Source organism: Pseudomonas sp. P4_C8, from assembly GCF_056401975.1.
On the sequence record NZ_JBFUIH010000064.1, the window covers coordinates 1 to 21,857 of the forward strand.

Below are 21,857 nucleotides of genomic sequence, written 5' to 3' on the forward strand. Positions count from 1 at the left end.
ATCCACCAGGGTATAGCTGTAACTGATCCACCAGGGTATAGCTGTAACTGACCACGCCCGTGGTGGCGTCGAACCCGGTGATGGTCAGCGTGCTGCCCAATGGTGTGACGATCGATTGCGGGAAGCCCGCCGTCACGCCACCGGCCACCACATGAAGGCCACCGACATCGAGGGTTTGCAGGCCGTCGAGCGCGGTCACGGTGAAAGTGCCGTTCTGGGTCAGCGCCGGGGTGTTCGGGTTGGTGCCGTCGCTGAGGTTTTTCTCATAGACGGTGAGTTCGCCACCGTTGACGTTGAGGCCATCGAGGGTGACCGGGTCATCGTTGTTGTGGATTTGCAGCACCAGGTTGGCACTGCTGGTGTCGCCATCGGCATCGGTGAGGGTGTAGGCGAAGGTTTCCGTGCCGTTGCCATTGCCGTGCAGCGCTTTGAAATCGGCATTGCTGGTATTCAGGGTGTAGATGTACGTGCCGTTGGCGTTCAGCACCAACGTGCCGTAAGTCCCGGCAAACGTGCCGGGGGTGATGGGACCGGCATTGGGGCCGGTCGGTATGCGGTCGGCGCCTTGTACGTCATTGCTCAGTACATTGCCGTTGAGGGTCAGCAGGGTTTCCGATGCAGTGCTGGCGTTGCTGTCGTACACGGCTTGAGGCAGGTCGTCGATGATGTTGACGTTGATCTGGTTGGTCGCGGTGCTGCCGTCGGTGTCTGTCRCCACCACATCGAAGTTTTCGGKGAGGCTGTTGKYACCGTYGGCGGYTGGATGGGTTTCGTTATCCACCAGGGTGTAGCTGTAGCTGATGACACCGGTGGTCGAGTTGTAGYCAGTGATGGTCAGYGTGTTGCCCAGCGCCGTGACGATTGTTTGCGGGAAGCCCGCCGTCACACCACCAGCCACCACATGAATGCCGCCGACATCGAGGGTTTGCAAGCCATCAAGCGCGGTCACGGTGAAGGTGCCGTTCTTCGTCAGGGCCGGGGTGTTCGGGTTGGTGCCGTCGCTGAGGTTTTTCTCGTAGACGGTCAGTTCGCCGCCGTAGACGTTGAGGGTCACTGGATCGTCGTCGTTGTGGATGTTCAGCACCAGGTTGGCACTGCTGGTGTCGCCATCGGCATCGGTGAGGGTGTAGGCGAAGGTTTCCGTGCCGTTGCCATTGCCGTGCAGCGCTTTGAAATCACTATTGCTGGTGTTCAGGGTGTAGGTGTAGGTGCCGTTGGCGTTCAGCATCAACGTGCCGTAAGTCCCGGCAAACGTGCCGGGGGTGATCGGGCCGACATTTTCCCCGAGGGTCACGCGGTCGGCGCCTTGTACGTCGTTGGTCAATACGTTGCCGTTGAGGGTCAGCAGGGTTTCCGATGCGGTGCTGGCGTTGCTGTCGTTCACGCCTTGAGGCAGGTCGTCGACAATGTTGACGTCGAGCGTGCCGTTGGCGGTGGTGCCGTTGTCGTCCACCACGGTCACGGCGAACTGCTCTGGCAGTGAGTTGGCGTCGTTAGCGGTGGGGTGGGCTTCGTTGTCGGCCAGGGCGTAGCTGTAGCTCACGACGCCAGTCGTGGCGTTGAACCCGGTGATCGTCAGCGTGCTCCCCAACGGAGTCGTGACAGATTGCGGGAACCCAGTCGCCACACCGTTGGTGACTACCGCGATGCCGCCGACAGTCAGCGTCGTCACGCCGTCCAAAGCGGTGATGGCGAAGGTGCCGCTTTGGGTCTGCGCCGAAGCATCGGGGCTGCTGCCGTCGCCGAGGTTTTTCTCGTAGACGGTAAGTTCGCCACCGTTAGCGTTGAGGCCACCCATCGTGACCGGGTCATCGTTGTTGTGGATTTGCAGCACCAGGTTGGCGGTGCTGGTGTCGCCGTCGGCATCAGTGAGGGTGTAGGCGAAGGTTTCCGTGCCGCTGCCACCGCCGTGCAGCGCTTTGAAATCGACATCGCTGGTGTTCAGCGTGTAGGTGTAAGTGCCGTTGGGATTGAGCACCAGGGTGCCGTAGGTTCCGGTGAAGGTGCCGCCAATGACTGGGCCGCTGTCGGGGCCAACAGGAATGCGGTCTGCGCCCTGCGTGTCGTTCGGCAGCACACTGCCGGTCAGGGTCAGCAGGGTTTCCGATGCGGTACTGGCGTTGCTGTCATCGACGGCCTTGGGCACGTCGTCAGTGATGTTGACGTCCAGCGTGCCGGTGACGGTGTCACCGTTGCTATCGCCGGCCATCACGGTGATCTGCTCGATGAGGGGGGTGGTGCCGTCGCCAGCCGGATGGATGACGCTTCCGTTGAGGGTGAAGCTGTAACTCACCACGCCAGTGGCCGGGTCGTACGTGATGGTCAGGGTGTTGCCCTGTGGCGTGGTGATTGATTGAGGAACGCCTGCAGCCACACCACCCGTGATGACGTTGATGCCGCCGATGCTTAGGCTGTTCAGCCCGTCGAGCGCCGACACACTGAACGTGCCGTTCTGTGTCAACGCGCCTGGATTACTCGCAGAACCGTTGGGCAGGTTGGCTTCGTTGATGGTCAGTTCCCCGCCCGCTGCCGACAGGCCGACGAGCGTGACCGGATGGTTGACGGGTGTTGGCGGGGGCGCTACGACGGCCGGAGTGCCATCGGAGTTCTGGATATCGGCGTTGTGCCGTTCTTCGGGAAATTCCGGGATGCTGCCAAACCCTGCTGTCGGGAAGCCAATCGTCGGATCGACCCGCCCGCCCACCTCTTCCAGCAAGACAAAAGTGTGGCCGCCGCCCGATGCACCATCGCCCGCCGGGGTCGAGCCAGGCCCTGCCGCAGTGGCTTCAGCGGTCTGCGTCGGGTCAGCGCCCGCCGCGATAGTTTTTTGCAGTTGTTCGACATCGGTCAGCTGCACTTCGCTCGGCGTCACCGCTTCTAAGGTGCCAACGTGGGGCGACTGATGCGCAAGGAGCTGCGGGCTCATCTGTAGATTGCTGCCACGCCCAAGGGTCAGTTCCTCGCCATTTTGCAAATGGACCGCCACCGCGCCTTCGGCTCCGGTGACCAGTTGATCACCGGCGAACAATCGATCGCCCTCGACCAATGCGCGCCGGGTGCCGTCGCTCGCCACCGCGAACACCTGACCAATGACTTTACTGACGATACCGATGAGCGTAGCCATGTGCACTTCCTCCGCTGCCAACAGCTGTCGGCATCCTGTTTTTTCGAAGAAAGTGCTCATGGTTTAAAGCAGGTAACCGAGCAGATCGCCTGCAGAGCGCGTTTACCTGAGTAAGCCGCTGCCCTGGCGATATGCTCGCCCAGCGTGTCGCTCTACCACAGCGTCGGCGACAGCGGGATAAAACCCTCTGCAATCAATGGCTTCGGGGCCCACTTGCGTCGCAACTAGCCTGGTGAACGATGCGTAACAGTCCTGAATCAACCAAGTGACAAAAAACCGTCACTCAAGAACCGTTACGCTGCCCTCCCCTCCAGCACTTCCCAGCCCTAAATCGATAAGTGGACTGAACTTTTCAAAAAACCTTTGAAAGCTCCCTAAAGCTGATAATTCAAAGCCTTTCGCAGTGAACAATGTGCTGGATTTTGCTGATGGCATAAGTTTTTTTTGTCATAAAAGTAATGAGAAATATTTCTTAACTATCCTCTAGAATGTTCTTAGCTCTGTTGTTACAAGGGTGAAACGATTTTACCTATAAATGCCGTCAAATTATTGGCGACTGATAAGCACCATCAGGAATTCAGGGAGATGCACCCATGCGCGTTTTAACCCCTCTTTGCAGCGCGGTTCTGCTGGCCGTTGCTTGCAATTCCAGCGCTCAAGCCATGTCGTTGACCGAGGCAATCCAAAGCACCATCGCAACCCATCCGGAACTGGCCTCGCGGGTGGACTCGCGCCTGTCCGCGGATGAACAGGTGAACGTTGCCAAAGGGGGCTTTTATCCATCAGTTGATCTGACTGGCGCCTACGGGCGGGCGCGCAGCGATAACACCAACACCCGGCAATTCGACAAACACAACACCGAAACCATGAATTACACCCAGTCGGAATTGCGCTTGCGGCAGATGCTGTTTGACGGTTTCAGCACCTCGAACGAAGTTAATCGCACCAAAGACGTGGTCAACTCCCGGGCCTATTACGCACAAGGCACCGCCCAGGATCTGGCCCTGCGCACCATCGAGGTTTACCTCGAAGTGCTCAAGCGCCGCGAACTGGTGACCCTGGCCACGAACAACCTGCAAGCCCACTTGCGCGTCAACGACCAGATCGGCCTGCGTACCCAACGTGGCGTCGGCAGCACCGCCGACTCCGATCAATCCGGCGCGCGCCGGGCACTGGCGCAAAACAACCTCGACACCGCTGAAGTCGACCTGGCGGACGCCGAGTCAAACTTCTTCAGCGTCGTAGGGCGCCTGCCCGATGAGCTCGAAACGCCGCCATCGACCCGCGGCGAACTGCCCGCCACCCTGCCGGAAGCCCAGCAGAGCATGGTGACCAACAACCCGTACCTGAAATCCGCCCAGGCCGACGTGCAATCGGCCGAGAGCCAGTATGAAGTCGCCAAATCGCCGTTCTACCCACGCCTCGACGCCGAAGCCGCGGTGGTCGCAAACAACAACGTGCAGGGCGATGAAGGTCACGACAACGAGTGGCGTGTGGGTGTGGTGATGAACTACAACCTGTTCCGCGGTGGCAGTGACAAGGCGCGCCTGGCCTCCGATGCGCATCAGATCAACCAGGCGATGGACATCCGCAACAACGCCCTGCGCCAGCTCAACGAGAACATTAACCTGGCCTGGAACGCCATGGTCAATGCGAAGAAGCAAACGCCTACCGCGCGCGAATACGCTGAAACCAGTAAACGCGTGCGCATTGCCTATCAGGACCAGTTCGGTCTGGGTCAGCGGTCACTGCTCGACTTGCTCGACAGTGAAAACGAGCTCTACAACGCCAACCGCCGCTACACCGAAGTGCGCTACACCGAGGAATTCTCGATGTACCGCGTGCTGGCCAGTATGGGTGAGTTGCTGAGCAAGCAACGGGTAGTGTTGCCCGCCGATGCAATCGCCTCCTCAGAAGTGAAGAACGAAGCCCGTTTACCTGAAATGAAGTAGCTCACTGGGAGCGATCAATGTGACCAGCATGGAATCCGGCAACACTGGTGTCGATCCGCGCCTCAGCTTCGATGACCCGCTTCTGGACGGTCTGTTGATCCTCTGCAAACTCCACGGCGCGACCGTCAGTCGCGCCAGCCTGAGTGCTGGGCTACCCCTGAACAAACAACGCTTGAGCCTGGACCTGCTGCCGCGCGCAGCGGCCCGGGCCAGCTTGCAGGCGCGTGTACTTCGCCGTGAACTGGGGGATATTTGCGCCCTCAACTTGCCGGTGATGTTAATCCTCAACAACGGTCGCACGGCCATCCTGCGACGCTTCGGCGATGATGGTCAGGTGCTGATCCTGCCCAGCGAAGCCGACGGCGGTGAACAATGGGTCAGCACGCAAGAGCTGGCCGAAAACTACAGTGGCCAAGCCTTGTTTGCCCGGCCACGCCATGAACTCGAAGACTTGCGCTCGCCCCTGGTGCCGCGTGTGGAAGCGTGGTTTCGCGACACGCTGAAACTGTCGAAATGGCTGTACAGCGATGCGATCCTGGCGAGCTTCCTGATCAACCTGCTCGGGTTGATGGTGCCGCTGTTCGTGATGCAGACCTACGACCGGGTGGTGCCGAACCAGGCCACCTCGACCTTGTGGGTGTTGTCGATCGGCTTGCTGATCGGCACCGGTTTTGAACTGGTGCTGCGGGTCGTGCGCGCACATTTGCTCGACACCGCCGGGAAGAAAACCGACGTAATCCTGTCGGCGACCTTGTTCGAGCGCATCACCGGCATGTCGATGAAAGCCCGCCCGGCGACCATCGGCGGTTTTGCCCAGAGCATTCATGACTTCCAGGGCCTGCGGGAATTTCTCACCGCAGTCACCTTGACCAGCCTGATCGACCTGCCTTTCGCCGTGCTGATGCTGGTGGTGATCGGCTTGCTCGGCGGCTGGCTGGTGGTGATTCCGTTGCTGGCGTTTCCGATCACGATCATCTTCGCGATGGTGATCCAGATGCGCCTGCGCGACACCGTGCAAAAAAGCCTGAGCCTGGGTGCCGAACGCCAGGCCTTGCTGATCGAAACCCTCGGCGGCCTCGAAACCCTCAAGGCCTGTAGCGCCGAGAGCGAGCGCCAGCACAAATGGGAAAGCACCCACGGCGCCCTCACCCGCCTCGACAGCCATGCACGCCACCTTTCGGCGCTGGCCACCAACGGCACACTGTTCATCCAGCAATTCTCCGGCATGGCGACCATCGTCGCCGGGGTCTACAGCATCATCGCCGGCAACCTCAGTGTGGGGGCACTGGTGGCGACTTACATGCTCGGTAGCCGCGTGCTCGCGCCACTGGGGCAAATTGCCGGTTTGATCACTCGCTACCAGCAAGCGCAACTGACCATGAAAAGCACCGATGCGCTGATGGGCCTGCCACAGGAACGCGACGCGAAACAGCGGCCGCTGGAGCGCACACAACTGCAAGGCGCGCTCGACGTCAGCGGCGTGACCTTCCACTACAACGGCCAGAACGCACCGGCACTGGCCAACGTCAGTTTCAGCATGAAACCGGGCGAACGCATCGGCATCATCGGTCGCAGTGGCTCGGGCAAAAGCACCCTGGCGCGACTGGTGATGGGGTTCTACGCACCGGAAGAAGGCCAGTTGCTGCTCGACGGTCTGGACCTGCGGCAACTGGATGTCGCGGACCTGCGCCAACAGATCGGTTATGTCGCCCATGACCTGCCGCTGCTGGCCGGAAGCCTGCGCGACAACCTGACCCTGGGCGCCCGCTACATCAGCGATTCACGGATGCTCGAAGTCGCCGAACTGACCGGCGTCACCGAATTGGCGCGCCAGCACCCTCAGGGTTTCGACCGACCGGTAGGCGAGCGCGGGCAGTTGCTGTCCGGAGGGCAACGTCAGGCGGTATTGCTGGCACGGGCCTTGTTGCTCGACCCACCGATCCTGCTGCTCGACGAACCGACCAGCGCCATGGACAACAGCAGCGAAGACGTTCTGCGGCAAAAACTCCACACTTGGGTCCAGGGCAAAACCCTGCTGCTGGTCACTCACCGCACTGCGATGCTCAGCCTGGTGGATCGATTGGTCGTGCTGGATAACGGGCGAATCGTCGCCGACGGTCCGAAGGAAGCGGTCATTGATGCACTGCGCAAGGGCCGTGTCGGCTCTGCGGCGGTCTAGGAGAACCCCATGGCCCGTTCATCATCCGACACACCAAAGGACCGGGGCTACTTCGGCAGTTTCGGTAAAACCGCCGAGAGTGAATTCATGCCGGAAACCGCCGGCGCCTCGTTGCAGGATTCCCCCCGCTGGTCGCGGATTACCGTGTGGCTGGCGGCGGGGCTGATTATCAGTGCGGTGGTATGGGCCAAGTTCGCGGTGCTTCAAGAAGTCACCATGGGCGAAGGCAAGGCGATTCCGTCGAGCAAGGTCCAGGTGATCCAGAACCTGGAGGGCGGTATCGTCACCGAGATCTTCGTTCGCGAAGGGCAAATGGTGAACAAGGGCGACACGTTGCTGCGCCTGGATGACACACGGTTTCTGTCGAACAAAGGTGAGAGTGAAGCGGATCGTTATGCACTGACGGCGCAGGTTGAACGGCTGTCGGCAGAAGCGGAGGGACGCCCGTTCAAGCTGTCAGATGAAGTGATCGCCAAGGCACCGCAAGTGGCCGAGGATGAGCGCTCGCTGTACGAACAACGCCAGCGTCGACTTGCCAGTGAACAGCGCACGCTGAGCGAACAACTTCGGCAAAAAACCCAGGAACTGGCAGAATTCCGCTCCAAACAGGGACAGTTCAGCTCCAGCCTGGCGCTGCTCCAACAAGAGATGAACATGTCCACGCCACTGGTGAGCACCGGGGCGGTTTCACCGGTGGAAATCCTGCGTCTCAAACGCAGTGCGGTGGAGATCCGCGGCTCGCTGAATGCAACGACGCTGGCGATTCCCCGGGCTGAAGCGGCGATCAACGAGATCAAAAGCAAAATCGACGAGTCGGAACAATCCTTCCGCTCCGACGCGGCGAAAGAGCTGAATGAGAAACGCACTGACCTGTCGAAAATTACAGCATCGAGCATTGCCATCGATGACCGCGTGACGCGCACGACAGTGGTGTCGCCGGTTCACGGCATTATCAAAGTGCTGAAGGTCAACACCATCGGCGGTGTGGTTCAGCCCGGCAGCGACATGGTGGAAATCGTGCCACTGGAAGACAACTTGCTGATCGAGGCCAAAGTGCGGCCGCAGGACGTGGCGTTCCTGCATCCGGGGCAGAAAGCGATGGTCAAGTTCAGCGCATACGATTACACGATTTATGGCGGGTTGAGCGCCAAACTCGAACTGATCGGCGCCGACACCATCACCGATGACAAGGGCAACAGCTTCTACCTGATTCAGGTTCGGACGGATAAAAACCACTTGGGCGGGGATGTGAAACCGTTGCTGATCATTCCCGGGATGGTTGCCACGGTGGATATCATCACGGGTGAGAAGAGCGTGCTGGATTACCTGCTCAAACCGGTGCTTAAAGCGCGGACCGAGGCGATGCGGGAAAGGTAGTCTCTGGCCTGGATCTTCTGTGTTTGTCAGGGCCTCTTCGCGGGCAAGCCCGCTCCTACATTTGATCGCGATTATCCTGAAAGCACTCGGTCACATGTGGGAGCGAGCCTGCTCGCGATGAGGCCCTTAAATTCAACGACTATTTCGGCCCATGATTACGCTGGAAGGTCTCCTCCCCCATCGCCGCGATCTGCCCTTCGATCAACGCCTCGAACGGTTTCAACAATGGCTCAAACGTGCCCGGCGCTTCCAGCGTTTGCAGCGCCTGCACAATCGCCTCCACTGTCGACAACGCCCCCGGCCCCGGTGCCTTGCGCAATCGATATCGCGATACCCCGCCATCCGCCAAGGTCACCCGTGGCAACGCTGCCAGCAGTGGATTGAGGTGCAGCATCTTGCGCGCCTTGCGCCAGGTGCCGTCCGGGACGACCAGCAATAGCGGCTCGTCAGTCGCCGTATACGTTGGCATCGGTTGCGCGTCCTCGCCCGGAAACAACAACCGCGCCTGATACCCTGGTTGATTCAACAGCGCCGGCAAATCCTCGAACACCTCACCGACGATCAGCTCTGCATTCTTCAAGCCCAACGCCGCCAATCGCGCCGTGTTCAATGCGTGATTCACTTCGCTCGGATGTTGCAACAACAGCACTCGGGTGCGGCTATCGAGGCTCGGGATCAGCGGGCACAAACAATGAGTTTGCGGGCGCAGGCAACGGGGACACTGGATTCTGGACATGGATCAGGCCTGATTCAGTTGTGCTTTGAGCAAATCGCGAAAGGTCTGGATCAGCGGTTCGCGACTGCGGCCACGACGCACGATCATCGAGAACGGCGCCTGATAACCAAAGGTCGCCGGCAGCAACACACGCAAATCGCCCTTGTCCGCCCATGCCTGAGCGTAGTGCTCTGGCAGGTAACCGATGTAGGCGCCGGACAGCACCAGAATCAGTTGTGCTTCCATACTCTCCACCGTCGCCGCGCTGTGTTTGAAACCGTGACGCGCCAATTCCGCCTGGCTCCAGTAACCCCGGCCAACCATCCGTTGCTGGGTGATGACTTGCTCGGGGATACGCCGCTCGGTGAACAGCGGATGCCGGCTGCTGCAATACAGCCAGTGCTGCTCGCGGTAAAGCGGCATGTAGACCAGGCCACTCATGCGCGTGGAGAACGCACCGATGGCCAGGTCCAGGCGATTGTCCTGCACGCCGAGTTGCAGTTCGTACGGGCTCATGACCGACAAGTGCAAATGCACGGCCGGGTGTTCCTGGCTGTAGGCGCCGATGGCTTCGGCGAAGGGCAAGGCCTTGTCACTGACCGTTGAGTCGATCACGCCAAGGTTCAGCGTGCCGCGCAGTTCACCCTTGAGCGCTGCGGCGTATTGCTCGAAGCCTTCGAGCTCGCCCAGTAGACGCAGGGTTTCCTGATGAAACAGTTCGCCCTTGCTGGTCAGGCTGAACCCACCACGACCGCGATGGCAGAGCACCAGACCGAGGGCCGCTTCAAGCTGGCTCATGTAGGTGCTGATGGCCGACGTCGAGAGGTTGAGTTCTTGCTGGGCGTTGGCGAACCCTTGATGACGGACCACGCTGACGAAGATGCGCAATAGTTTCAGGTCGGGTAAAGCGTTGGCCATGGGGCTCTCCAGCAAAAAAACGCAGACGATGACACCTGTAGCAGCTGCCGAGCACCGCGAGGCTGCGTTCGGCTGCGAAGCAGTCGTGAAATCAGATAATGCGGTGTTTCAGGAAAACCTCGCGTTCAGGTTTCACGACGGCTACGCCGCCGAACGCAGCCTCGCGGTGCTCGTCAGCTGCTACATGCTCTGCGAGTCTATCGCTGCCCGAACCATTAGTTTAGAAAAATCTGAACTAAGTATTTGCCCGTAGCGATTCTTCCCGGCCACTACATTTCGCAGAATCGTCTCCCAACGGTGCCTGTGTCTATCCGGACCTGTGCAACCGACATAAATAAAACAACGACGATGAGGCCCTACCCGTGGACAAGATTCTTCACCAACCACTGGGCGGCAATGAAATGCCGCGCTTCGGCGGCATCGCCACCATGATGCGACTCCCCCATTTAGATACCGCTGCCGGTCTGGACGCTGCCTTCATTGGCGTGCCACTGGACATCGGCACTTCGCTGCGCCCCGGCACCCGTTTCGGACCTCGCGAAATCCGCGCTGAATCGGTGATGATCCGCCCGTACAACATGGCGACTGGCGCTGCTCCGTTCGATTCTCTGTCGGTGGCCGACATCGGTGACGTGGCAATCAACACGTTCAACCTGCTGGACGCGGTACGGATCATCGAAGAGTCCTACCACAAGATCCTCGAACACGATGTGATCCCCCTGACCCTGGGCGGCGACCACACCATCACCCTGCCGATCCTGCGTGCCATTCATAAAAAGCACGGCAAGATCGGCCTGGTGCACATCGATGCGCACGCTGATGTGAACGATCACATGTTCGGCGAGAAAATCGCCCACGGCACCACTTTCCGCCGCGCCGTCGAAGAAGGCCTGCTGGATTGCGACCGCGTGGTGCAAATCGGCCTGCGCGCTCAAGGCTACACCGCTGACGACTTCAACTGGAGCCGTAATCAGGGCTTCCGTGTGGTTCAGGCCGAAGAGTGCTGGCACAAGTCCCTGGCCCCGTTGATGGCCGAAGTTCGCGAGAAAGTCGGTGGCGGTCCGGTGTACCTGAGTTTCGACATCGACGGCATCGACCCGGCCTGGGCGCCTGGCACCGGCACCCCGGAAATCGGCGGTCTGACGACCATTCAAGCAATTGAAATCGTTCGCGGCTGCCAAGGCCTCGACCTGGTCGGTTGCGATCTGGTAGAAGTCTCGCCCGCTTATGACACCACCGGCAACACCTCGCTGCTGGCTGCCAACCTGCTATACGAAATGCTCTGCGTACTGCCGGGTGTGGTCCACCGCTAAGGATGGATTCGCTCGCTAAACCGGCGTTGCGACAAACCACCTGATAAACGCGTTACCTGTAGGAGCAAGGCTTGCCCGCGATGAACGATAACGCGGTCCGCCTGATTGACCGCGGTGTCTTCATCGCGGGCAAGCCTTGCTCCTACGGGTTTGATTTTCGCCTCACCATAAAAAAAACAATTGGAGACACGCCGTCATGGCTTTGGATTTATTCGTCGTACTCATCTACGCCGCCGCGATGCTGATACTCGGCTACTACGGCATGCGCAAGGCCAAGACCAACGAAGACTTTTTGGTCGCCGGTCGTAACCTCGGCCCGAGCCTGTACATGGGCACCATGGCCGCCACCGTTCTGGGCGGCGCGTCCACCGTCGGCACCGTACGCCTGGGCTACGTCCATGGCATTTCCGGTTTCTGGCTTTGCGCGGCCCTCGGTTGCGGGATCGTGGCGCTGAACCTGTTCCTCGCCAAACCGCTGCTGAAACTGAAGATCTACACCGTTACCCAAGTGCTGGAAAAACGCTACAACCCGATGGCCCGCTCCGCGAGCGCGGTGATCATGCTGGCGTACGCACTGATGATCGGCGTGACCTCGATCCTGGCCATCGGCACCGTGCTGCAAGTGCTGTTCGATCTACCGTTCTGGGTCTCGGTATTGGTCGGCGGTGGCGTGGTGGTGATCTACTCCGCAATCGGCGGCATGTGGTCCCTGACCCTGACCGACATCGTCCAGTTCGTGATCAAGACCGTAGGCCTGATGTTCATCCTGTTGCCAATCTGTCTGTATCGCGTTGGCGGTTGGGATGAGTTGGTGTTGAAACTGCCGGCCACCGCCTTCAGTTTCACCACGATTGGCTGGGACACCATCATCACCTACTTCATGATCTACTTCTTCGGGATCCTGATCGGCCAGGACATCTGGCAGCGTGTGTTCACCGTCAAGACCGCCAAAGTGGCTCAGGTCGCCGGTACATTCGCAGGCTTCTACTGCATCCTCTACGGACTGGCCTGCGCCCTGATCGGCATGGCCGCTCACGTGCTGATCCCGGACCTGGACAACGTCAACAACGCCTTCGCCGCCATCGTCAAACTGTCCCTGCCGGACGGTATCCGTGGTCTGGTAATCGCCGCGGCCCTGGCCGCCATGATGTCCACCGCCAGCGCCGGCCTGCTCGCCGCTGCCACCACCCTGACCGAAGATATGCTGCCGAAACTGCGTGGCGGTAAACCGTCGAGCCTGCGCATCAACCGCCTGTTCACCCTGTTGACCGGCATCGTCGTACTCGGCATCGCTCTGGTCGTGAATGACGTGATCAGCGCCCTGACCCTGGCGTACAACCTGCTGGTGGGCGGCATGCTGATCCCGCTGATGGGTGCGATTTTCTGGAAGCGCGCAACCACCGCCGGCGCGATCACCAGCATGGGCATGGGCTTCGCCACTGCGCTGGTGTTCATGTTCAAGGACGGTATGGATGCCAATACTCCGATCTACTACAGCCTCGGCGTCGGTCTGGTGAGCTTCGTGCTGGTCAGCCTGATGTCCCGTCGCCCTGCAGCTCAGGCCAGCGCCGCCTAAGCTGAACATAACAACTTGATGCTTTCTTCGGCGGGTGTGGCGTCGGTTGCCACACCCGTTTTTTTTCGTCTGGAGAAAACCTTTGATGAAGATTGTTTCTCGCGATCTTTGGTTCAAGGTGAAACAGCTCAGCGACGGCATTCGCCTGATTCACGAGCCCTACATCCGGCCTTTCTATCGCTGTAACCTTTGGCACATTCAGGGCCGCGACAAGGATCTGCTGTTGGACAGCGGTTCCGGGCTGGTCAGCCTGCGCGAGCAACTGCCCTGGATCACCGAACGGCCACTGGTGGCGGTGGCCAGTCATTGCCATTTCGACCACATTGCCGGGCATCACGAGTTCCCCGAACGGCTAGTGCACCCGGCTGAGGCGGACATCCTCGCCGCGCCGGACGGCGACAACGATTTGAGCAAAGCCTTTGTCGGTGACGACATGTTCGAAGCTCACCCCGATTGCCCGTTGTGCTACGCCGAATACCGGGTCAAAGCCGCACCGGCCACGGGTTTGATAGAAGAAGGCGATGTGCTGGACCTGGGCGACCGCGTGCTGCAAGTGCTGCACACACCGGGGCATTCACCGGGGGGCATCAGCCTCTACGAAGCGGCGACCGAGACGCTGTTCAGTGGCGACATCATCTACGACGGCCCACTGGTCGAAGACGCCTACCATTCCAACCTCGACGACTACGCCCGCAGCCTGAAACGCCTGCGTGAGTTGCCTGTGCGCACGGTGCATGGCGGGCATTTCGGCAGTTTCCCGGGGGACCATTTGCGCACGATGATTGACGAGTGGCAGCGCTCACACGACTGAAGCCTGCTGTACTCAAGCGCAGGGCCAACAACTCTATCGCCCTCGAAGAGCGACCATGAAAAGAGCCGCCGTTCGCCTCGCCGTCCACCAGCTCATCAGCCGCGTGCTGGAGGGCCGGGATGACTTCAGCGACGACGCCAGCCTGGCGGAGTTGGGATTGGATAAAGAGGACATCGAAGAGCTGATCTTCCATCTGGAGGATGAGCTGGGGTTGACGGCGTTTACGGCGGAGGAAGACCGGCTGCTCAAGACCGCCAGGACGGCGAATGATTTGAGTCGGTTTTTGATTGAGATAGGGCGGCGTTGAGTTTGCCCGGTCTCTGGCATCTGGCTGATCTGTAGCAGCTGCCGAGCACCGCGAGGCTGCGTTCGGGCCAGTCCACGTTCGGACGGAGCCGTCGGTGAAATCAGACTTCGCAGTGTGTCAGGTAGATCCTGCATGCAGGGTTTACGGCTGCTACGCAGCCGAACGCTGCCTCGCGGTGCTCGACAGCTGCTACATGCGTCGCGACTACCGGCGGCGTTGCTGGCGTCGGCGCTGCTCGTCGTCCGTACGAATAGGCACAGGTTGCAGAGGCGGTTCGATCAAACCGAGTGCAACACCCAGATCGTGCAGCCAGTTTTGGATTTTCTCTTTCATGGTGCCCCCTTCAGGGTAGTGCCGAGCGACCGGAATTCTGAGGCCGCTTCGCACTGATAATAGTCCGAAGTCCTACGCAATGCTCATCAAAAGTCGCAATGATCTGTTACTGAATTGAACAAAATACCTGACCGATAGTTCAAGCAATCGCCTGGGCCTGTATCGGTGCCGACGGATAGACCGTCTGTTGCTGCTCGATCCACGCGTTCAAATTGGCCCCGACCATGCCCTTGCGCCACATCAGCCACGTCGTCGCGCTGGCAAATGGTTCCGCCAAAGGGTGCACCGCCACGCTCTCGCGGCCCGGCAGACTGGCGAGCATCGACTCCGACATCAACGCCACGCCCGAGCCTGCAATCACACAGGCGAGCATTCCCGGATAGGATTCGATCTCCATCGCCCTGCCCATAGCAGCATGGTCATGCGCGAACCAGGCCTCCAGGCGCATCCGGTAGGAACAACCCTGGCGAAAGGTAAACACCGAGCGCCCTTCCACATCCAGCGCAGTGCGTACCGGCGAGTGATCGGCCTCAGTGATCAGCACCAGCCGTTCGTCGCATAACGGCACGCCGTCCAGCCCCGCGAACTCCAGCGGGCCGTCCACCAGCGCCGCATCCAGCCTTCCGCTGAGCAAACCTTCAAGCAGTTCGCCGCTTGGCCCTGATTGCACCTGCAGGTTTACTGCCGGGTAATTGCGGTGATAACGCGCCAACAAACCCGGCAGATGAATCGCCGCCGTGCTGTACATAGTGCCGAGCACGAAGTCCCCGGCCGGTTGCCCGCCCTGCACTGCCGCACTGGCTTCGTCATGTAGGGCGAACAGCTTGGCGGTGTAGTCCAGCAGGACTTTTCCCGCAGGCGACAACTGCAAACGCTGACGCTCGCGGACGAACAGTTCTACACCGAGCTGCTCCTCAAGTTGTTTCAGCCGTGTCGACAGGTTGGACGGCACCCGATGCAAACGTTCGGCAGCACGGGTGATCGAACCCTCCTGCGCCACCGCCTGGAAGATCCGCAATTGGCTGAACTCCACGATCTTCTCCAATTCAGAACAAGTTACTCACTATTATTCATTTTTAAAGAAAGTCAAACAGTCCTAGCCTGACGGTCATTGATCCTTTACCGGAACTCAGACTATGTCCCCCCTGATTCGCTTACTCGCCAGTTTTATCGCCCTGATGATGGCCATGGGCATCGGGCGCTTCGCGCTGACTCCGCAAATGCCGCACTTGCTCAGCGAAGGTCAGATCGACCTGACCGCAGCGGGCCTGATTGCCGCTGCCAATTACCTTGGCTACTTCGTCGGTGCATTGGACGCGATGTTCTCGCGCAGACCGGCGCAAGTCCGTCAGCGCCTGCTGGGAGGGTTGTGGCTCTGTGTGCTGCTGACCCTGGCGTCGTTCTGGGCCAACGGGTTCTGGTCGCATCTGCTGTTGCGCTTTGGCACCGGCGTGGCCAGCGCCTGGGTGTTGGTGATGATCACCGCACTGAGCCAGCCATTGGCGGCAGCGGCCGGTCGTCCACGGTTGGGCGCGCTGGTATTTGCCGGACCAGGTCTGGGGATTTTTCTCACGGGTTTACTGGCCTTGGGTTCGAACCTGTTGGGGCAGACCTCCGCAACGTTGTGGCTGGTTTATGCCGGCGTAGCGCTGGCGATGCTGCTGGGGATTCTGCCGTTTTTGCCACAACCCCCGGCGACGCGAGCGGCCGCCCCCATCGCCGTCTCGTCGAATCATCAAGGCATCGCTCGATTGAGTGTGATCTATGGCTTGTACGGCCTGGGCTACATCATCCCCGCCACGTTCCTCTCACAAATGGCCAACGCGCAGTTTCACGGTCAATGGCAGGCCGACCTGTTCTGGCCGTGCTTCGGCCTGGCCTCAGCTGTCGGGGTGGTGCTGGTGAGCCTGCGTCGACAATCCCCAAATGGCACACGCCATTGGCTGATGGTGACTTTGTGGTTACAAGCCGCCGGGGTCTTCGCCTGCCTGTTGGGGAGCGGTACGGGGTTGGCGCTGGCGGTGATGCTGTGCGGCACGCCGTTTCTGGCGTGTATGCAATTGGTGATGCAACGTTCCCGCGAACTGGCGCCACACRCCACCCAGCGCAACGCCGGGTTGCTGACCGCGTGCTTCGCCGTGGGTCAGCTCGCCGGGCCGTTGCTGGCCGCCCTGAGCAGCCATTTCAGTGGCGGTTTGCAGCCCGCCTTGATCGTTGCCGGCAGCGGATTGCTCATTGCCGGCAGCCTGTTGCTGCGCCCGGTCAGGACTGCCCGAGGGCTTTGCGCAAACGACGGCGAACCCACTGTTCAGCGCTGACGAACGTGATGCCAAGCAGCACCAGCACGGCGCCGATGACAAAGTTGAGGCTCAGTTCTTCCCCCAGCAACACCACCCCGAACGTGACGCCAAACAGTGGCGTCATGAACGAGAACACCGCCAGGTTCGCCGCCAGGTAACGACGCAACAGCCAGAACCAGGTCAGGTAACTGAAGAACGACACCACCAATCCCTGGAACAGCACGCTGGTCACTGCCACCGCGGTCAGGCTGACGTGAGTGATCTGGCCGCTGAGAATCGCGATCAGCATCAGACCGACGAAACCGACGATCAGTTGATAGAACAACGTGAGCGTCACCGGCGCTTCCGACAGGCGCGAAGCGCGCACCACTACCGTAGTTGCGCCCCAGGCGGCACCGGCCAGTACGCCCAGCGCATCGCCCATCAACATGCGGTGATCGAGGTTGTCCCAGGACACGCCACCGGCAAATGCGATGGCGATCCCGACGAATGCGAGGAAAATACCCAGCCACTGCAAAGGCCTTAAACGCTCACTCGGCAGCAACCAATGCACGCCCAACGCGGTAAAAATCGGTGCGGTGTAAAGGAACACCGACATGTGCGCCGCCGTGGTCAGTTGCAAGCCTTCTGAGATGAAGAAGAATTCCAGACCAAACAGCGCACCGGCCAGCAAGCCGCCGCGCCACGTGGCGCCGACCTGATCCCAGCCGCCTTTCCAGCAGATCAGCAATCCTACGAGCAATGCGGAAATGCCCGACCGCCCCACCGCCTGCATGACCGGCGCGATGTCGGGCGCCGCCCACTTGATGATCACCTGCTGTACGCCCCAGATCAGACACAACCCGATCATCACTTGCAGGGCAAATCCGTCGGCGCTACGCCGGCTCGCGCTCACCGTGACACCTCGACAACACAATCCATGGCAGAAACTCGGCAGAATAAAAACAAAACGCCACAATCCGTAGCTGCTGGCGAAGCCTGCGTCCGTCTCTGTAGCAGCTGTCGAGCCCCGGCGAGGCTGCGTCCGGCTGCGCAGCAGTCGTAAAATCATGCAATGCGGTGTTTCAGAAAGTCCGCGCGTACTGGGTTTACGCCTACTTCGCAGCCGGACGCAGCCTCGCCGGGGCTCGACAGCTGCTACAAAGTGGGCGTCAGCTTAAGTGACCGGCTGCGAGGTCAGGTTAGTTCAATGCGATCCGCATGAATGACGATCTGGCCATTCTTGTACAGCGCACCAATGGCCTTCTTGAAGTTGCCCTTGCTGACGCCAAACATGCTGCTGATCACTGTCGGGTCGCTCTTGTCGCTGACCGGCAGGCTCCCGCTGTTTTCTCGCAACTTGGCCAGGATCTTCGAGTTGAGGCTGGTGGCCGCTTCTTCGCCTACGGGCTGCAGGCTCAGGCTGATCTTGCCGTCGGCGCGGACTTCTTTGATAAAGCCCTTCTCTTCTTTGCCAGCACGCATGAACTTGAAGATTTCGTTCTTGTGGATCAGGCCCCAGTGCTTGTTGTTGATGATTGCCTTGAAGCCCATGTCGGTCGCTTCGGCCACCAGCAAATCCACTTCCTGGCCAGGGGTGTAGCTGGCCGGGGTCTTGTCCAGGTAGCGGTCCAGACGCGCGGTCGCGGTGATACGACGGGTATGCTTGTCGAGGTAGACATGCACCACCACATACTCACCGGCGGTCATCTGGCGTTTTTCTTCGGAGTACGGCAGCAGCAGGTCCTTCGGCAGACCCCAATCCAGGAAAACGCCGATGCTGTTGACTTCAACGACTTTCAAACTGGCGAATTCACCGACCTGAACTTTCGGCTTTTCGGTAGTTGCGATGAGTTTGTCATCGCTGTCCAGATATATAAAAACGTTGAGCCAGTCTTCATCTTCGCTGGGAATATCTTTGGGGATATAACGATTAGGCAACAGGATTTCGCCATCCGCCCCACCGTCCAGATATAAACCGAAGTTAGTGTGTTTAACCACTTGCAAACTGTTGTAACGCCCGACTAAAGCCATTTCAAATACCCTCATTACGTGGGCGCATTCTACCCGGTTTTGCGGACGACGTTCGCTGGCCGGCCCGGTGGTGAAAGAAAATACTCTGCGAACCTTGATTTTCCTGGGCGTTGCCTCCGAGGCCCTCGCCACTCGTCAGCCCGACGAGGTGGGTTTTTCACCTGCCAGTCCATTCATGCGCGGGCTATTTTCGTCAACGTTCTTATTTAAAACAGCGGGTTAGAGACCTATTTCAGATAATGATCCGAGATAAATCAAAGCCCTGCGATGTGTATTTTGAGGGGATATTAGCCAAGCAATTGTCAAGTATTTCCTGTACGATGCCTGGCCAAGTTAGTTTTCTACAGGTTAATGGCCGCCATGCGTGTAAAAGCATCCAACAGCAAAGCAAAGCCAGCTCCGGCCGTTGAAACCAGCGAATCGATCAACAACCAGATCGCTGCGTTCCTCAAGTCCGGTGGTGAAATCCAGCAAATTGCCAAAGGCGTCAGCGGCCAGACGTTCGGCCCGTCCAAGCAGATCACTTTGGGCAAGAAGTAACATCCCCCAAAGATCCGCCGCGTCAACTGGTCCCTAAGCGCTTTGAGCTTCGAAGCGCTTGGACTGGAACCCTCCCGCAATACCCCGACACTCCTCAATTTTTCAAAAATCGACGAACGGCCCTCGATGCCGAGCATTCGCCGGTATGCTTGCACACGTCTAGAACAAGCGTTTCAGCAGGTTTTCGATTCCTGCTCCTCGCTGTCAATGGAGTGACGCATGCTCAAGTCCTCTCTCATAGTGCTCTGTACGTTGCTGGCATGTCCGGTTGCCAACGCGCAGGTTTTCCAGCGCGAACTGGGCGACTTCGACCTCAAGCTCGGCACTACGCCCAGCCGCAGCATGGCCCAAGGGTTGGTCAAGCCTTCCAGTACTGGTTCATTCCATGGTGGCCTCGACCTGACCCACGACAGCGGCTTCTACGTCGGCCAATGGGCCCCGAGCATGGGGTTGAGTCCAGGCAAGAACCTTGAAGTGGATTCCTACGTGGGGTTTAAACAACCCTTCGATCAAACCCTCGGGTACGAAGTAGGCATGATCCACTACAGCTATCCGAAAGTGGACACCCTCGACAGCCAGGAGCTCTTCGGCGGCCTGACCCTGCTCGGCAGCCGCTTTGGCGCCGCCTTCAGCAATGACCCGGACAAACTGAACCGGACACTGTTTGCCGACCTCGGCGGCAATCAACCATTCGGCATCGGGATCAGCATGAAGTACACCACCCACCAACTCTATACACCGGCGTCGGTCGACAGTGGGTATATCGGCAGTTTTACCGATTGGTCGGTGCAACTTTCACGGCCGTTCATGGGCATCGATCTGGACCTGATCTACAGTGATTCAAGTCTCAGTGGCAGCAACTGCTCGGCCTATTCCGGGCACAACAGTCAATGCGACGGACTGGTCACTCTCAAGGCTGAACACGCGTTTTATTGAACAGCTGAACTGCCGGAGTCATCCTGCGTTCACATGAGAACCTACGCTTAGCAAGGATCTGCCCATGTCGCGCTGGCTCATTCGTTTCGCCGCTCTACTCATCCTGAGCCTCGCCCTCGGCGCGTGCAGTCGAGTGGGCCTGGCCTACCGCAATCTCGACGTGATCATTCCGTGGACGCTCAACGACTATCTGGACATGAGCGGCGAGCAGAAAGACTGGTTCAACGAACGTCTCAAGGAACACCTGAGCTGGCATTGCACCACGCAACTGCCGGGCTACCTGGATTGGCTGGACCGCTTACAAACCATGGTCGAAACCAACCAGGTCACCGACGCCGCGCTGCAAGCCCGCACGCGGGAAGCCAAAGCCGCCATCGCCCAGACCGCCCGGGAAATCACCCCGTCGGCGGTCGAGTTGTTACAGGGGCTGGATGACAAGCAGGTCGCGGAAATGAACGACGCCTTCGCCAAGGACCTGCGCAAACGGCAGCAGGAATACCTCAAACCGTCCCTCGATCAGCAGATCAAACAGCGTGCCGAACGCATGGAGAAACGTCTGGATGACTGGCTTGGCCCGCTGAGCCCCACCCAGCAACAACGGGTGTTCACCTGGTCAAAGGCCTTGGGTGACCAGAACACGCAATGGATCGCCAACCGCGCACACTGGCAGACGCAATTCAGCGCAGCCGTTGCCCAGCGTCATAGTCCGGACTTCCCACAGAGAATCGAGACGCTTCTGGTGAATCGCGAGAGTTTGTGGACGCCGGCCTATCGCCAGGCCTACGCCAATACCGAGGCTCAGGCCCGGGGGTTGATCGTGGATTTGATGGCCGAGAGCACGCCGGTTCAGCGTCAGCGGTTGTTGAAGAAAATCGAAGGAGTGCGCAAAGACTTCAACGACCTGAAGTGTCTGAAGGCAGCCAAACAAAGCTGATCCCAATACAAATCCCCTGTGGGAGCGAGCCTGCTCGCGATTGCGGTACACCAGTTACATCACTGTTAACTGATACACCGMAATCGCGAGCAGGCTCGCTCCCACATGGGTACCCAGTGTTCTTCAGGCAATCTGCGCTCTCGACGCCACGTCATCAAACGTCACTTCATCCAGTGCATCCTCCTGCTCATCCAACACCTGCCGCGGATGGTCGTTGCCCGGAATGCTGCTGTCGATCAAGCTCAATAAACTGGAGCCGCGCAGCGTCAAAATGTAATTCGAGCCGGTACCGCCCTGCTCCTCTGGCCGAGGCTCGATGTAGCCACGTCCCAGCAGTAATTTTTCGTACTCGCCGGCCACTGTTTTCAAGTGATCCAGGTTTTCCGTCTGCTCACCCTCCGCCGTTTTCTCTGCCACGTATTGCTCGGCATAGGGCCGTGGCGTGAAGCTGCTGGCACCGTTTTGCACCTCGTGCAGCAAGCGTTCAATCAAATCCCAGTTATAAGTGGTCATCCTGATTCAGCCTCCA

20 protein-coding genes are annotated in these 21,857 nt (G+C 59.5%); 12 read left to right on the forward strand and 8 right to left on the reverse strand.

All coding sequences use genetic code 11. From position 1 onward, the window contains the following. On the reverse strand, positions 1-3,124 hold a 3,124-nt coding region (locus AC1DWM_RS27355; protein WP_477796621.1), incomplete at its 3' end, for a retention module-containing protein. Between the two features lie 593 nt (positions 3,125-3,717). Here AC1DWM_RS27355 and AC1DWM_RS27360 point away from each other — a divergent pair. Genes AC1DWM_RS27360 through AC1DWM_RS27370 form a run of 3 tightly spaced genes read left to right on the forward strand, consistent with a single transcriptional unit; the run spans position 3,718 to position 8,632 of the window. Next, positions 3,718-5,076 carry a TolC family outer membrane protein gene (locus AC1DWM_RS27360; protein WP_223520280.1) on the forward strand — a complete coding sequence of 453 codons (1,359 nt, stop codon included), beginning with the start codon at positions 3,718-3,720 and terminating at the stop codon, positions 5,074-5,076. Positions 5,077-5,095: 19 nt separating this feature from the next. Continuing rightward, positions 5,096-7,255: a type I secretion system permease/ATPase gene (locus tag AC1DWM_RS27365; RefSeq protein ID WP_223520279.1), complete on the forward strand. Its 2,160-nt coding sequence runs from the start codon at positions 5,096-5,098 to the stop codon at positions 7,253-7,255. 9 nt (positions 7,256-7,264) lie between these two features. Beyond that, positions 7,265-8,632 carry an HlyD family type I secretion periplasmic adaptor subunit gene (locus AC1DWM_RS27370; RefSeq protein ID WP_223520277.1) on the forward strand — a complete coding sequence of 456 codons (1,368 nt, stop codon included), beginning with the start codon at positions 7,265-7,267 and terminating at the stop codon, positions 8,630-8,632. 139 nt (positions 8,633-8,771) lie between these two features. Here AC1DWM_RS27370 and AC1DWM_RS27375 read toward each other — a convergent pair whose 3' ends face one another. Both AC1DWM_RS27375 and AC1DWM_RS27380 read right to left on the reverse strand, forming a co-directional pair. Next, the gene (locus tag AC1DWM_RS27375; RefSeq protein WP_223520275.1) at positions 8,772-9,368 is read right to left on the reverse strand and encodes a tRNA-uridine aminocarboxypropyltransferase; all 597 of its coding nucleotides are present in this window, start codon (positions 9,366-9,368) and stop codon (positions 8,772-8,774) included. A 3-nt stretch (positions 9,369-9,371) separates the two neighbouring features. Continuing rightward, entirely contained in the window at positions 9,372-10,265 is an 894-nt protein-coding gene (locus AC1DWM_RS27380; RefSeq protein ID WP_007945995.1) for a LysR family transcriptional regulator, read from the reverse strand. Here AC1DWM_RS27380 and AC1DWM_RS27385 point away from each other — a divergent pair. The 5 genes from AC1DWM_RS27385 (at position 10,264) to AC1DWM_RS27405 (ending at position 14,272) form a co-directional block, all read left to right on the forward strand. Next, the gene (locus AC1DWM_RS27385) at positions 10,264-10,518 is read left to right on the forward strand and encodes a hypothetical protein (protein ID WP_477796622.1); all 255 of its coding nucleotides are present in this window, start codon (positions 10,264-10,266) and stop codon (positions 10,516-10,518) included. The genes AC1DWM_RS27380 and AC1DWM_RS27385 overlap by 2 nt on opposite strands. A gap of 109 nt (positions 10,519-10,627) precedes the next feature. Beyond that, positions 10,628-11,578, forward strand: a complete 951-nt coding sequence (gene speB / locus AC1DWM_RS27390; protein ID WP_150778981.1) for an agmatinase — start codon at positions 10,628-10,630, stop codon at positions 11,576-11,578. A 196-nt stretch (positions 11,579-11,774) separates the two neighbouring features. Then, positions 11,775-13,154 (forward strand): sodium:solute symporter family protein, encoded by a 1,380-nt coding sequence (locus AC1DWM_RS27395; RefSeq protein ID WP_223520273.1) that lies wholly within the window; start codon positions 11,775-11,777, stop codon positions 13,152-13,154. A gap of 85 nt (positions 13,155-13,239) precedes the next feature. Next, positions 13,240-13,965 (forward strand): MBL fold metallo-hydrolase, encoded by a 726-nt coding sequence (locus AC1DWM_RS27400; protein WP_477796623.1) that lies wholly within the window; start codon positions 13,240-13,242, stop codon positions 13,963-13,965. 55 nt (positions 13,966-14,020) lie between these two features. Next, a complete protein-coding gene (locus tag AC1DWM_RS27405; protein WP_223520270.1) occupies positions 14,021-14,272 on the forward strand; it encodes an acyl carrier protein in 252 nt (83 codons plus the stop codon). 204 nt (positions 14,273-14,476) lie between these two features. Here AC1DWM_RS27405 and AC1DWM_RS27410 read toward each other — a convergent pair whose 3' ends face one another. Further along, positions 14,477-14,605 carry a PA1414 family protein gene (locus AC1DWM_RS27410; RefSeq protein ID WP_007914492.1) on the reverse strand — a complete coding sequence of 43 codons (129 nt, stop codon included), beginning with the start codon at positions 14,603-14,605 and terminating at the stop codon, positions 14,477-14,479. Positions 14,606-14,744: 139 nt separating this feature from the next. Beyond that, a complete protein-coding gene (gene ptrR / locus AC1DWM_RS27415) occupies positions 14,745-15,638 on the reverse strand; it encodes a putrescine utilization regulator PtrR (protein WP_477796624.1) in 894 nt (297 codons plus the stop codon). 103 nt (positions 15,639-15,741) lie between these two features. On the opposite strand from ptrR, the gene AC1DWM_RS27420 reads away from it, so the two are divergent. Further along, positions 15,742-16,923 carry an MFS transporter gene (locus tag AC1DWM_RS27420; RefSeq protein WP_477796625.1) on the forward strand — a complete coding sequence of 394 codons (1,182 nt, stop codon included), beginning with the start codon at positions 15,742-15,744 and terminating at the stop codon, positions 16,921-16,923. Here AC1DWM_RS27420 and AC1DWM_RS27425 read toward each other — a convergent pair. Both AC1DWM_RS27425 and AC1DWM_RS27430 read right to left on the reverse strand, forming a co-directional pair. Continuing rightward, complete coding sequence (locus tag AC1DWM_RS27425) at positions 16,868-17,800, reverse strand: DMT family transporter (RefSeq protein ID WP_223520265.1); 933 nt, start codon at positions 17,798-17,800, stop codon at positions 16,868-16,870. The two genes, AC1DWM_RS27420 and AC1DWM_RS27425, sit on opposite strands and share 56 nt — an antisense overlap. A gap of 281 nt (positions 17,801-18,081) precedes the next feature. Further along, entirely contained in the window at positions 18,082-18,918 is an 837-nt protein-coding gene (locus AC1DWM_RS27430) for a CvfB family protein (RefSeq protein WP_477796628.1), read from the reverse strand. Positions 18,919-19,269: 351 nt separating this feature from the next. Here AC1DWM_RS27430 and AC1DWM_RS27435 point away from each other — a divergent pair, with 351 nt between their 5' ends. The 3 genes from AC1DWM_RS27435 (at position 19,270) to AC1DWM_RS27445 (ending at position 21,328) form a co-directional block, all read left to right on the forward strand. Further along, on the forward strand, positions 19,270-19,458 hold the full coding sequence (locus AC1DWM_RS27435) for a hypothetical protein (RefSeq protein ID WP_017337097.1): 189 nt from the start codon (positions 19,270-19,272) through the stop codon (positions 19,456-19,458). A 219-nt stretch (positions 19,459-19,677) separates the two neighbouring features. After that, on the forward strand, positions 19,678-20,394 hold the full coding sequence (locus AC1DWM_RS27440; protein WP_223520261.1) for a TorF family putative porin: 717 nt from the start codon (positions 19,678-19,680) through the stop codon (positions 20,392-20,394). Positions 20,395-20,458: 64 nt separating this feature from the next. Then, positions 20,459-21,328: a DUF6279 family lipoprotein gene (locus AC1DWM_RS27445; protein ID WP_223520259.1), complete on the forward strand. Its 870-nt coding sequence runs from the start codon at positions 20,459-20,461 to the stop codon at positions 21,326-21,328. Positions 21,329-21,451: 123 nt separating this feature from the next. Here AC1DWM_RS27445 and AC1DWM_RS27450 read toward each other — a convergent pair whose 3' ends face one another. Continuing rightward, complete coding sequence (locus tag AC1DWM_RS27450) at positions 21,452-21,841, reverse strand: transcriptional regulator (protein ID WP_223520257.1); 390 nt, start codon at positions 21,839-21,841, stop codon at positions 21,452-21,454. Between the last annotated feature and the right edge of the window lie 16 nt (positions 21,842-21,857).

What these genes read in the sequence shown, in the direction of transcription:
- AC1DWM_RS27360 (WP_223520280.1), top strand. Translation starts at nt 3,718, where the DNA reads ATGCGCGTTTTAACCCCTCTTTGCAGCGCGGTTCTGCTGGCCGTTGCT.
- AC1DWM_RS27370 (WP_223520277.1), top strand. Translation starts at nt 7,265, where the DNA reads ATGGCCCGTTCATCATCCGACACACCAAAGGACCGGGGCTACTTCGGC.
- AC1DWM_RS27375 (WP_223520275.1), bottom strand. Translation starts at nt 9,368, where the DNA reads ATGTCCAGAATCCAGTGTCCCCGTTGCCTGCGCCCGCAAACTCATTGT.
- AC1DWM_RS27385 (WP_477796622.1), top strand. Translation starts at nt 10,264, where the DNA reads ATGGGGCTCTCCAGCAAAAAAACGCAGACGATGACACCTGTAGCAGCT.
- AC1DWM_RS27380 (WP_007945995.1), bottom strand. Translation starts at nt 10,265, where the DNA reads ATGGCCAACGCTTTACCCGACCTGAAACTATTGCGCATCTTCGTCAGC.
- AC1DWM_RS27395 (WP_223520273.1), top strand. Translation starts at nt 11,775, where the DNA reads ATGGCTTTGGATTTATTCGTCGTACTCATCTACGCCGCCGCGATGCTG.
- AC1DWM_RS27400 (WP_477796623.1), top strand. Translation starts at nt 13,240, where the DNA reads ATGAAGATTGTTTCTCGCGATCTTTGGTTCAAGGTGAAACAGCTCAGC.
- AC1DWM_RS27405 (WP_223520270.1), top strand. Translation starts at nt 14,021, where the DNA reads ATGAAAAGAGCCGCCGTTCGCCTCGCCGTCCACCAGCTCATCAGCCGC.
- AC1DWM_RS27410 (WP_007914492.1), bottom strand. Translation starts at nt 14,605, where the DNA reads ATGAAAGAGAAAATCCAAAACTGGCTGCACGATCTGGGTGTTGCACTC.
- AC1DWM_RS27430 (WP_477796628.1), bottom strand. Translation starts at nt 18,918, where the DNA reads ATGGCTTTAGTCGGGCGTTACAACAGTTTGCAAGTGGTTAAACACACT.
- AC1DWM_RS27435 (WP_017337097.1), top strand. Translation starts at nt 19,270, where the DNA reads ATGGCCGCCATGCGTGTAAAAGCATCCAACAGCAAAGCAAAGCCAGCT.
- AC1DWM_RS27440 (WP_223520261.1), top strand. Translation starts at nt 19,678, where the DNA reads ATGCTCAAGTCCTCTCTCATAGTGCTCTGTACGTTGCTGGCATGTCCG.
- AC1DWM_RS27445 (WP_223520259.1), top strand. Translation starts at nt 20,459, where the DNA reads ATGTCGCGCTGGCTCATTCGTTTCGCCGCTCTACTCATCCTGAGCCTC.
- AC1DWM_RS27450 (WP_223520257.1), bottom strand. Translation starts at nt 21,841, where the DNA reads ATGACCACTTATAACTGGGATTTGATTGAACGCTTGCTGCACGAGGTG.